Below are 11,154 nucleotides of genomic sequence, written 5' to 3'. Positions count from 1 at the left end.
ACCCGTTCACTCAATCAGGATCGCGGGGCCGGACGAGACGCACGCCATAGGGGTGCGGGTGTCGCGAACCCGACCCAGCGGCATACGATCGTGTGGAACTGAGCGCCCGCTTACCTCCGGGTGCCCGCAGACACAGCAGTCCGCAGGAGGACATCGTGACCGAAGCCGTCATCGTCTCGACCGCCCGCTCGCCGTTCGGGCGCGCCTTCAAGGGCTCGCTCAAGGACATCCGGCCCGACGACCTCGCCGCGACCGTGATCCAGGCGGCGCTCGACAAGATCCCCGCCCTCGACAAGTCCCTCATCGAGGACATCTACCTCGGGTGCGCCGAGCCGTCGCACCGCCACGGCGCCAACATGGCCAAGGTCGTGGCAACGCTGCTCGACTTGGACGGCACTCCCGGCGCCACCATCAACCGGTTCTGCGCGAGCTCCGCCCAGACCACCCGGATGGCCTTCCACGCGATCAAGGCCGGCGAGGGCCACGCGTTCATCTCGGCGGGCGTCGAGACCGTCTCGCGGTTCTCCAAGGGCACCTCCGACCACTGGCCGGACACCCAGAACCACCTCTTCGACCAGGCCAAGGCCCGCACCGAGGAACAGGCCCAGGGCGGCCACGGCTGGCACGACCCGCGCGAGGACGACACCCTCCCCGACGTCTACATCGCCATGGGCCAGACCGCGGAGAACGTCGCGAAGCTGCGCGGCCTGGACCGCAAGGAGCTCGACGAGTTCGGCGTCCGGTCCCAGAACCTCGCCGAGAAGGCGATCGCGGACGGGTTCTGGGAGCGCGAGATCACCCCCGTCACCACCCCCGACGGCACGGTGGTCAGCAAGGACGACGGACCGCGCGCCGGCGTCACCTACGAGGCCGTCTCCCAGCTCCAGCCGGTCTTCCGTCCCGACGGTGTGGTCACCGCCGGCAACTGCTGTGCCCTCAACGACGGCGCCGCGGCCGTCATCGTCATGAGCGAGACCCGCGCCAAGGAGCTCGGCATCGCGCCGCTGGCCCGGATCGTGGCCACCGGCGTCAGCGCGCTCTCCCCCGAGATCATGGGGCTCGGCCCGGTCGAGGCGACCAAGCGGGCGCTGGCGAACGCCGGCATGAGCATCGGCGACATCGACCTGGTCGAGATCAACGAGGCGTTCGCGGCGCAGGTCGTGCCGTCCTACCAGGACCTCGGTATCGACATCGACCGGCTCAACGTCAACGGTGGCGCGATCGCGGTGGGCCACCCGTTCGGGATGACCGGGGCCAGGCTGCAGAACACGATGCTCAACTCGCTGGACTTCCACGACAAGTCGACCGGGCTGATCACGATGTGCGTCGGGGGCGGCCAGGGGATGGCGCTGATCCTGGAGCGGCTCGGCTGAGCAGCGCCCGGCGACGTGAGTGACGGAGGAGACATACACTCCCCTGTCGTGGATTCCCCCGATCCCAGGCAGACCAGGTGGCTCAGCGCCGGCGAGCAGCGGTCGTGGCGGGCCCTCGTCATGGGCACGACCCTGCTGTTCGACCGCCTCGACGACGAGCTGCGCGAGGCCCACGACATCTCCCTCGTCGAGTACGAGATCCTGGTCCGCCTCTCCGAGCGCGACGGCCAGATGCGGATGGCGGCGCTCGCCGACGCCCTCGCGCACAGCCGCAGCCGGGTGACGCACACCATCACCCGGATGGAGAAGGCCGGCCTCGTCCAGCGCTCGAGCTCGCCCGACGACGGCCGCGGCATCCTGGCCACTCTCACCGACAAGGGTCATGACCTCCTCGTCCGCGCGGCACCCACCCACGTCGCCGGCGTGCGCGCCCACCTCGTCGACCTCGCCACCCCCGCCGACTTCGAGGCCCTCGGCCGCGTCTTCGACGCGGTCTCCGACAGCCTCGTGTCCGCCCACCCCGAGATGGAGCTCCGTTAGGGGTTGGGTCCGACCTCAGTCGCGGGTCAGCCGGCGGTGGGTGACGCGGTGGGGGCGGGCGGCCTCGATGCCGAGGCGCTCGACCTTGTTGTCCTCGTAGGCCGCGAAGTTGCCCTCGAACCAGAACCACTTCGCCTCGTCCTCGTCGTCGCCCTCCCACGCCAGGATGTGGGTGGCGATGCGGTCGAGGAACCACCGGTCGTGCGAGGTGACCACCGCGCAGCCCGGGAAGTCGAGGAGCGCGTCCTCGAGCGACTGGAGGGTCTCGACGTCGAGGTCGTTGGTGGGCTCGTCGAGGAGCAGCAGGTTGCCGCCCATCTTGAGGGTGAGCGCGAGGTTGAGCCGGTTGCGCTCCCCACCGGAGAGGACGCCCGCCTTCTTCTGCTGGTCGGGGCCTTTGAAGCCGAACGAGGCGACGTACGCGCGAGAGTTCATCTCGAAGTTCGCGACCTTGATGAAGTCGAGGCCGTCGGAGACGACCTCCCAGACGTTCTTGTTGGGGTCGATGCCGCCGCGGCTCTGGTCGACGTAGGAGATCTTCACCGTCTGGCCGACGACGAGGCTGCCGGAGTCGGGCTGCTCCTGACCGGTGATCATCCGGAACAGCGTGGTCTTGCCGACGCCGTTCGGGCCGATCACGCCGACGATGCCGGCGCGCGGCAGGGTGAACGAGAGGTCGTGCATGAGGAGGCGGTCGTCGAAGCCCTTGGACAGGTCCTTGGCCTCGAGGACCACGTCACCGAGGCGCGGCCCGGCCGGGATGTTGATCTCCGAGGTGTCGATCTTGCGGTTCCGGTCCGCCTCGGCCGCCAGCTCCTCATAGCGCGCCAGACGCGAGCGGCTCTTGGTCTGGCGGGCCTTCGGGTTCGACCGCACCCACTCGAGCTCGCGCTCGAGCATCTTGGCGCGCTTGGCGTCCTTCTGGCCCTCGATCTTGAGCCGTTCCTTCTTCGTCTCGAGGTAGGTCGAGTAGTTGCCCTCGTAGGGGTGGGTGCGCCCGCGGTCCAGCTCGAGGATCCACTCGGCGACGTTGTCGAGGAAGTAGCGGTCGTGGGTGATCGCCAGCACGGCGCCGGGGTATGACTTGAGGTGGCCCTCCAGCCACTGCACCGACTCGGCGTCGAGGTGGTTGGTCGGCTCGTCGAGGAGGAGCAGCGTCGGCTGCTGCAGCAGCAACTTGCACAGCGCGACCCGGCGGCGCTCGCCACCGGACAGGTGGTCGACCAGCTCGTCGGGAGGCGGGCAGCGCAGGGCGTCCATGGCCTGGTCGAGCCGGCTGTCGAGGTCCCAGGCGTTGGCGTGGTCGAGATCGGTCTGGAGGTCGCCCATCTCGGCCAGGAGCGTGTCGTAGTCGGCGTCGGGGTCGGCGAGCTGCTCGGAGATCGCGTTGAACCGGTCCAGCTTCGCCTTGAGGTCGCCGACGGCCTCCTCGACGTTCTCGAGCACGGTCCTGCCTTCGGTCAGCTGCGGCTCCTGCTCGAGCATGCCGACGGTGGCCTCGGGGTCGAGGATGGCGTCGCCGTTGTTGGCGTGCTCGAGCCCGGCCATGATCCGCAGCAGCGTCGACTTGCCGGTGCCGTTGGGCCCGACCACGCCGATCTTCGCGCCGTGCAGGAACGACAGGGTGACGTTGTCGAGGACGACCTTGTCACCGTGGGCCTTGCGCACGTTGCGCAGGGTGAACACGTACTCCGCCATGGTGGACGAGCGTAGTTGTGAGCCAGTAACTCTCCACATCCTCGACGGGGCCGAGGGTTGTCCACAAGGAGCTCGCCGCGCTCGTCCGACCGTCGGCGCCGGTCACGAGGGTCTGCGTCGTTCGCAACACCCGACGAGAGGAGTCCCTTCGATGAACGAGACCTACGTGACCCTGCGCGGCTGGCTGGGCACCGACGTCCGCCACCGGCTGGCCGGCGACACCCCGGTCGCCGACTTCCGGCTAGGCGTCACGCCGAGCTGGTTCGACGCCAAGCGCTCGGAGTGGGTCGACGCCACGACGCAGTGGTACACCGTCAAGGCCTGGCGCCAGCTCGCCGACAACTGTCGCGACTCGTTGCGGCGAGCCGACCCGGTGGTCGTGCACGGTCGGCTCAGCCAGAGCAGCTGGGTCAAGGACGGCGTGGAGCACAGCGCGCTCGAGGTCACCGCGGTGTCGGTCGGTCACGACCTGTCGCTGGGCACCAGCCAGTTCCGTCGCACCCAGCCCAAGCGGCCCGAGCGCGGGGAGTCACGCGTCGATGAGGCTGCGGTGGCCAGTCAAGGGGTGGCCAGTCAAGGGGTGGCCAGTCAGGGGGTGGCCAGTGAGGGGGTGGCCGGGGCGGCCGCGTGAGCCCTGCCTCAACCGGCGAGGGCCTTGTCGAGGCCGGTGCGCACGGTCCGGAACGCTTCGAGCTCCTGCTCGACGGGCTTCACGACGAGCTCGGCGGAGACGTCGTGGACGGCGGCGCGAAGCTTCCGGTCCGCGGTGGCCGCGCGGTTGCGGGCCGTCACGTCGACGAGGATGCGACACAGCAGCGCGAGCAGGATGCCGACGACCACGCCGCCGACCAGCAGCAGGACCGGCAGGTCGATCCCCCAATACTCCGGCACCGAGTCGTCGCCCAGCGAGCCCGAGACGGCGAGCGCCAGGGTCCAACCGCCGCCGAGCAGGGCCGCGAGGATCAGCAGCCACTGCAGCACGCGCACCGCACCGGCCCAGACCGGGATCCTGGCCACGCCGAGGTCGGTGGCCCCGATCTGGCGGTCGAGACGGTCGCCGATCTCGTCCAGCCGCGAGGTCGAGGCCCTCCGCACCGCGTCCGCCCACGGCCGGGTCATCCCGGCCGACACGTCGTCGGCGAGCGCGCGGACCTCGCTGTCGACCTTGGCGCGCTGGACGGGTGTCGCCTCGGGGATCGAGGTGCGGGCGCGCCCGACGAGGTGCCTGCCGGCGGGGCCGAGGTCGAGGTGGAGCCGCTTGAGCGGATCCGGCTTGAGCCGCGCCATCCAGGAGATGACCGGCCAGCCGGTGGCCTGACCGGCCCTCAGCCGAGTGGACCGCTCCACCGCGGCGACGACCGTCGGGACACCCGCCGAGTCGGCCAGGGCCTCCTCCATGGCCTGCACCCGTCCGGAGGCGAGCGAGCGGGGCTTGCCGGTGCCGCACTCCTCGTTGAAGCGGGCGGCCACGGCGCGCAGGTCGGCCTCGATGCGCTGGCGGGCCGACTTCTTGTCGGCGACCCGGCGCACGATCTCGGCCCGCAGCTCGGCCATGCCTTCGCCGTAGCGCGCGCTCGTGGCGATGACCGGCACCTGTCGCAACCCGTCCTGGTCCAGCAGTCGGCGCACGTCCTCGAGCATCGACGTGCGCCGGTCGGCCGGCACCGTGTCGATGTGGTTGAGCACGACCACGGTGATGTCGGCGTGGCTGGCCAGGGGGGCGAGGTAGCGGTCGTGGATCGCGGCGTCGGCGTACTTCTGCGGGTCGAGCACCCACACGAGCAGGTCGGCGAGCTTGACGATCCGGTCCACCTCGAGGTGGTGCGCGACCTCGGTCGAGTCGTGGTCGGGCAGGTCGAGCAGGACCACGCCGTCCATGTCGTGGTCGGTGCGCGGGCGGGCCACGAGGCTGGCCGCGTCGAGCATCGAGTCACGCGTGGTCTGATGCCGAGGCGGGATGCCGAGCCACTCCAGCAGCTCCTGGGCACCTTCGCTGCCCCACACGCAGGCGGTGGCCCAGGAGGTGGTGGGGCGGCGGACGCCCACTGCCGACAGCTCCAGGCCGGTCAGCGAGTTGAACGTCGAGGACTTGCCCGAGCCGGTGGCGCCGGCGATCGCGACCACGGTGTGGTCGGCCGAGAGCCGGAGCCGGCTCGCGGCCCGCTCGACGATCTCGTTGGCCTGGTCGACGACCTCGTCGTCGAGCCTGCCCCGCGCCGCCTCGACCGCCGACTGGAGCGCCTCGACCCGGGCTCCGAGGTCCGACCCGCGCGCGACCAACCTGCGCGCACCCTCGAGCAAGGACGTCATGGGCTCCCTCGGCATAGGGCTCGGCATCGGGGTGGTGGCTGTGCTGAAGCGCGGCTGGTGGGGTCCAGCCGGGTCCGAGACTAATCGGTGGTCAGGAGCCGCGCTGCCCGGCGTACCGCGCGTCCTCCACGCGGCGAGATGCACGGCGCAGCTGCTCGGCGGTCTCCGGGTCGAGGGCTAGGCCGTCGAGGAGGGCGGTGTAGCGGGCCAGCTCGGCCGCGAAGAGCTCGCGCACCCGCGCCTCCAGCGACTTCCGGGCCCGCTCTGCGAGGCTGCGCACGGCCTGGTCGCCGAAGACGGCCTCGAGCAGCTTCTGCCCGAGCACGGCCGAGCCGCCCGCGATCCCGACCTCGGCGCCGGTGAGCCCGTAGGAGTAGGAGAAGACGACGATCATCAGGGCCACCGCGAGGCCGTTGACGCCGAACGCGAGGAACCGCGCCGTTGTCCGCTTGTCCTGACCCTGGGTCCGGACCATCGTCAGCACGTCCGACTGCCAGTCGCGCACCGCCTGCTCGGCGTTGCGGCGCAGCTCGCGCGAGGCCCGGCCCAGGTCGGCGCCGGCATCCTTGAGCAGGGCCTGGCCCGAGGCCAGCTGCCGCCACGAGGCCTCTGCCCGCTCGGCGGCGGCCTCCGCGTGCTCCAGGATCAGCATCTCCAGACCGGACTCCATCGCCACCGTGACGCGCTCGGCCTGCTGGGGCTTGCCCTTGACGATGTTGACCACCCGGTCGCGGAAACGGCCGACCCTGGTCTCGAGCCCCTTGAGGAGCTCGCCGGTCCCGACGAACTCCTGCCAGCGCGCCAGCACCTCGCCGCGGAGCAGGGTGCCGTCCTCCATGCCGGCGACCACCTTCGCGACGCCGTCGTCGTAGGCAGCGGTCGCGTCCCGGCGCAGCCGGTCGGCCACCGCCACCTGCTCGGCGGCCGCGTCGGCCACCGGGTAAGTGCGCCGGGTCAGCGTGCGCACCGCACCGTCGAGGGTCTGGATCACCACCTGCTGACGGGCCGCGACGTCGGCTGCGAGCGACTCCAGCCAGCCGCGGATCTCCGCGACGTAGGCGGTGGGCAGCAGCTCCTGGTCGCTGACCGGCCCCTCGTGGACCACGAAGAGCGGCGAGTCCTTGAGCCCGCGACTGGCCAGCATCCGGGCCAGGTGGGTGGCCACGGTCTGGACGGCGTCCTCGGGCGTCCGGTCGAGGACGATGGCGACCGCGGTGGACCGCTCGGCGGCTTGGCGCAGGAACTCCCAGGGCACCTGGTCGGCGTACCTCGCCGCGGAGGTGACGAAGAGCCACAGGTCGGCGGCGGCGAGCAGCTGGGCGGCGAGCTCGCGGTTCTCCTCGACCACGGAGTCCACGTCGGGGGCGTCGAGGATCGCGAGCCCGGGCGGCACCTCGTCGGCCGCCACCAGCTGGAGCGCGGCGGGGTCGGTGGTCGGGTGGTCGACCCGCTCGAGGTCGGGCAGCAGCCGGTCGGCGCCGAACCAGACGGTGTCGGCCGGGTTGTGCACGAGGACCGGCGAGCGCGTGGTGGGCCGCAGCAGCCCGGGCTGGGTCACCTTGTGCCCGACGAGCGAGTTGACCAGCGTCGACTTGCCGGCGCCGGTCGAGCCGCCGACCACGGTCAGGAGCGGTGCCTCGAGCGTGGTGACCCGCGGGATGACGTAGTCCTCGAGCTGGTCGACCATCTCCTTCAGCCCGGTGCGCTGCTCGGCGACGCCCGGCATCTCCAGGGGCAGCCGGACCGCTTGGAGCGCGTGGTGCAGCCGGACCAGCGCGGTCAGCATCACCGTGCCGTAGGAGCCGGCGGTCGGCGTTCCCCCGCCGTTGGCGATGCTGAACGGGTTGGTCGGGTCGGGCACGGTCGTCATCTCGTGGGCACCACCTGTCCGGGGAAGGCGATGCTCGGGCGGATCGCGTTGATCCGGGCGAGGTAGTCCTGGCCTCGGACCGCGTAGTCCTTCGGCGCAGTGCCGCGCAGGTAGCGGTGATGGAGGAAACCCAGCTCGATCGCGGCCTGCTGGTAGTCGCGCATGGCGTCCTCTCCAGCCTTTCCCATCGTCTGCCTGGCGTACGCCCGGGCGGCCCGCCGAGCTCGGAGGTCCACGACCCAGCCGATGTCTGTCGCCGGGAAGAGGCCTCGTTGCGCGGCGTCACCGAGCGCTGCCGTCAGCATCCTCCGCTCAGAGCGCCGCGACCAGACCCCCAGCCACACGAGCCCGGCGAAGGCCGGGACCATCAGCAGGAAGTAGGCACCAACGAACCCCTCGAACCCGAAGATCGTCGAGCTGTTCCAGGTGGCGTGGGCGAGCACCGCGCAGCAGTACCCAACAACCGGCGCCAGCCACCGCACGGCCGGCTTGCGCGTGGTGACCGCGATGCCGACGCCGATCCCGGTGAACGCGGTGAACAGGGGGTGGGCGAAGGGGCTGAACAGGCACCGGACGACGAAGGTCCCGGTCACGCCGGCGATCCCGCCGGGACCCATGCCGTCGGTCCCGTTGTAGGACGCACCGAGGTAGAGGATGTTCTCGGTGAAGGCGAACCCGATGCCGACCATCCCGGCATAGACGATGCCGTCGAGCACGCCGTCCAGCTCCGCCCGCCGCCACAGGAGCAGGAGGACCAGGAACAGGCCCTTGCTGGCCTCCTCGGTGACCGGTGCCAGCACGGCCAGCCCCACGCTGTCGCTGACGCCGGCGAACAGACCACCTATGCCCTGCACGACCAGGGCCCCGAACGTCGCCGCGAAGGCGCCCCAGAGCAGGCCGAGCAGCAGCAGCTTGCGCGGCTCGGGCTCGTAGCGGTCCAGCCACAGGTAGCAGAGCACGAGGGGCACCACCGGCACCGCCGCGAGCACGGTCGCCAGCACCGTGATCCCCGGTGCGCTCGAGAGGGCGATGATCAGCAGCATCGGCAACGCGCCGAGGCAGACCAGGACGATCACCACGACGGTGAACGCCCGGCTGTCACGACGGGGGGAAGCCATGGCGGGGAGTGTATGGCCCCCTCAGGCGGCTCGAGCCGCGCAACCACGCTGCGGCGTACAGTGACGAGCGTGAGCGATCAGACGACGAGCGAGGCCCTCGGCGACACCGGTAGCGACACCGGCGACGACACCGGAGGCGACCCCACGAAGGCCGCACCGGAGTTGCACACCGAGGCCCACGACCCGGCCGTCCCGGAGGCCTACGCCGCGTTCATGCGCACCGGTTGGGGAGACCGCGAGCTGGACCTGCCGCGCCAGCCGGTGGCAGAGCGGGCCGCCGCGCGGCGCGACAAGCTGGCCGGGATGTTCCCCGGTGAGCGGCTGGTGCTGCCCGCCGGCACCTTCAAGGTCCGCTCCAACGACACCGACTACAAGTTCCGCCCCGACACCGCCCACACCTACTTCTCCGGCAACCAGACCAGCGACGCGGTGCTGGTCGTCGAGGACGGCGAGTCCGTGCTCTACGCGCGCCCGCGCTCGGCGCGCGACACCGACGAGTTCTTCCGCGACCGCCAGTACGGCGAGCTGTGGGTCGGCCGGCGCCCGTCCCTGCACGAGCTCTCGGACTCCCTCGGCATCGAGTGCCGGCACATCGACACGCTCCAGGACCGGCTCACCTCCACCAACGGCGCCAAGACCCGCGTGCTGCGCGGCGTCGCCGCCGACGTGGACCGGATGGTGGCCGCCGACGACGCGATGGACGCCGACCTCCAGCGCGTGGTCGGCGAGCTCCGGCTGATCAAGGACGACTGGGAGGTGGCCCAGCTGCAGGAGGCGTGCGACATCACCGCGCTCGGCTTCGAGGACAGCGTCCGGGAGTGGAAGCAGGTGCTCGAGTACGGCGAGCGCTGGATCGAGGGCACCTTCCAACGCCGCGCCCGGGCGATGGGGAACGACGTCGGCTACGACTCGATCGTCGGCGGCGGCAAGCACGCCACGACGCTGCACTGGATCGACAACACCGGCCCGATCGAGCCGGGCAAGCTGGTCCTGCTCGACATGGGCGTCGAGGGCCGCAACCTCTACACCGCCGACGTGACCCGCACCCTCCCGGTCGACGGCAGGTTCACCCAGCTCCAGCGCGACCTCTACGACCTCGTCCACCAGGCCCAGCAGAAGGGCATCGAGGCGACCGTGGCTGGGCAGCCGTTCCTCTCGGCACACAACGCCGCGGTGCAGGTCCTCGCGCACGGGCTCGAGGACCTCGACCTGCTGCCCGTTTCGGCGCAGGAGGCGCTCGACCCGGAGTCGAAGGTCTACTCGCGGTGGACCCTGCACGGGGTCAGCCACATGCTCGGGATGGACGTCCACGACTGCGCCGGGGCCTCCCCCGAGATCTACCCGAAGGGCGACCTCGAGGTCGGCATGGTGCTGACCGTCGAGCCGGGCCTCTACTTCCAGGAGGACGACCTGCTCGTCCCTGAGGAGCTGCGTGGCATCGGCATCCGGATCGAGGACGACATCCTCGTCACCGCCGACGGCCCGGTGAACCTCTCGGCGTCGCTCCCCCGCACCTCGGCCGACGTCGAGGAGTGGATGGGCCGCCACCTGCCCTGAGCGCGGGGAGCGGCGGGCTCAGTAGGGCGTCGTCCGGGCGACCGCCAGCGCGCGCTTGAGGTCGAACGGGTCGGACTGCATGTAGAGCCACGGCCGGCCGATCCAGAGGTAGCCGTCGACGTACGCCGCGGCGTTGGCCGCGTCCGTGGCCGAGAGTCCCCATGCGGGGTTGGCCACGTCCGCGGTGGGTGGGATGCCGAGGGTGACGCAGGCCTCCTGCCCCTTGGTCCGGCACGCGACGGCGTTGTCGAAGTTCGGGCCGTGGTAGTCGTAGCCGTTGAACGGCGCGCCGTTGGCCGCGGTGTTCACCACGAAGTGCTTGTCGGCGTACCCCGCCGCGGCGAGCGCCTGCACCACCGCGGTGCCGAAGGCGATCTCGGCCGAGGTCGACGCGTAGTGGGTCGAGTTGAGCGCGAACCCGCGGGCGGTGTCGATGCCCGCCGGCACCAGCAACCGCACCGCCTTGGCCGGGTCGTTGCGCAGCCAGTCCGAGGCCCCCGCATCGACGTAGACGCTGACGTGCGGCAGGGCACCGAACACGTGCGAGGCGTAGCCGACGAGCTGTGACGGCAGCTGCGACCCACCCGGAGCGCACAGCGCGAAGGGACCGTCCGGCTGCAGCACCAGCGCGACGTGCGCGTCGCCGATCCCCGCGGCGAAGCGGTCGATCCACCTCTTGTAGTCGCGC

General features: G+C 71.2%; 9 protein-coding genes. 4 read left to right on the top strand and 5 right to left on the bottom strand.

The features are described 5' to 3' along the window. Positions 1–155: 155 nt before the first annotated feature. Together VFV89_RS08885 and VFV89_RS08880 are read left to right on the top strand one after the other, a co-directional pair. Entirely contained in the window at positions 156–1,373 is a 1,218-nt protein-coding gene (locus tag VFV89_RS08885) for an acetyl-CoA C-acetyltransferase (protein ID WP_329705569.1), read from the top strand. A gap of 48 nt (positions 1,374–1,421) precedes the next feature. Next, positions 1,422–1,913 (top strand): MarR family winged helix-turn-helix transcriptional regulator, encoded by a 492-nt coding sequence (locus VFV89_RS08880; protein WP_329705568.1) that lies wholly within the window; start codon positions 1,422–1,424, stop codon positions 1,911–1,913. A 15-nt stretch (positions 1,914–1,928) separates the two neighbouring features. Here the strand turns inward: VFV89_RS08880 and ettA are convergent, their stop codons facing one another. Next, positions 1,929–3,611, bottom strand: a complete 1,683-nt coding sequence (ettA, locus tag VFV89_RS08875; protein WP_329705567.1) for an energy-dependent translational throttle protein EttA — start codon at positions 3,609–3,611, stop codon at positions 1,929–1,931. Between the two features lie 151 nt (positions 3,612–3,762). Here ettA and VFV89_RS08870 point away from each other — a divergent pair, with 151 nt between their 5' ends. Next, positions 3,763–4,242, top strand: coding sequence for a single-stranded DNA-binding protein (locus VFV89_RS08870; protein ID WP_329705566.1), 480 nt, complete (start codon positions 3,763–3,765; stop codon positions 4,240–4,242). An 8-nt stretch (positions 4,243–4,250) separates the two neighbouring features. On the opposite strand, the gene VFV89_RS08865 is transcribed toward VFV89_RS08870, so the two are convergent. From VFV89_RS08865 to VFV89_RS08855, 3 genes are all read right to left on the bottom strand, one after another. After that, complete coding sequence (locus VFV89_RS08865; protein WP_329705565.1) at positions 4,251–5,921, bottom strand: GTPase; 1,671 nt, start codon at positions 5,919–5,921, stop codon at positions 4,251–4,253. 91 nt (positions 5,922–6,012) lie between these two features. Beyond that, positions 6,013–7,782, bottom strand: coding sequence for a dynamin family protein (locus VFV89_RS08860; protein WP_329705564.1), 1,770 nt, complete (start codon positions 7,780–7,782; stop codon positions 6,013–6,015). A gap of 5 nt (positions 7,783–7,787) precedes the next feature. Beyond that, positions 7,788–8,909: a PrsW family intramembrane metalloprotease gene (locus tag VFV89_RS08855; RefSeq protein WP_329705563.1), complete on the bottom strand. Its 1,122-nt coding sequence runs from the start codon at positions 8,907–8,909 to the stop codon at positions 7,788–7,790. A 69-nt stretch (positions 8,910–8,978) separates the two neighbouring features. On the opposite strand from VFV89_RS08855, the gene VFV89_RS08850 reads away from it, so the two are divergent. Continuing rightward, positions 8,979–10,466 (top strand): aminopeptidase P family protein, encoded by a 1,488-nt coding sequence (locus tag VFV89_RS08850; RefSeq protein ID WP_329705562.1) that lies wholly within the window; start codon positions 8,979–8,981, stop codon positions 10,464–10,466. An 18-nt stretch (positions 10,467–10,484) separates the two neighbouring features. On the opposite strand, the gene VFV89_RS08845 is transcribed toward VFV89_RS08850, so the two are convergent. After that, positions 10,485–11,154 (bottom strand): glycoside hydrolase family 6 protein (locus VFV89_RS08845; RefSeq protein WP_329705561.1); only part of this gene is annotated, 670 nt, incomplete at its 5' end.

Origin of the sequence: Nocardioides sp. (genome assembly GCF_036274455.1) — a bacterium.
GTDB lineage: Bacteria > Actinomycetota > Actinomycetes > Propionibacteriales > Nocardioidaceae > Nocardioides.
Note: the sequence above shows the minus strand (reverse complement) of the source record. Positions and strands in the feature narration are given on the sequence as shown.

Bases quoted from the DNA above. Each gene is read 5' to 3' on its own strand.
- VFV89_RS08865 (WP_329705565.1), bottom strand. From the start codon at position 5,921: ATGACGTCCTTGCTCGAGGGTGCGCGCAGGTTGGTCGCGCGCGGGTCG.
- VFV89_RS08870 (WP_329705566.1), top strand. From the start codon at position 3,763: ATGAACGAGACCTACGTGACCCTGCGCGGCTGGCTGGGCACCGACGTC.
- ettA (WP_329705567.1), bottom strand. From the start codon at position 3,611: ATGGCGGAGTACGTGTTCACCCTGCGCAACGTGCGCAAGGCCCACGGT.
- VFV89_RS08855 (WP_329705563.1), bottom strand. From the start codon at position 8,909: ATGGCTTCCCCCCGTCGTGACAGCCGGGCGTTCACCGTCGTGGTGATC.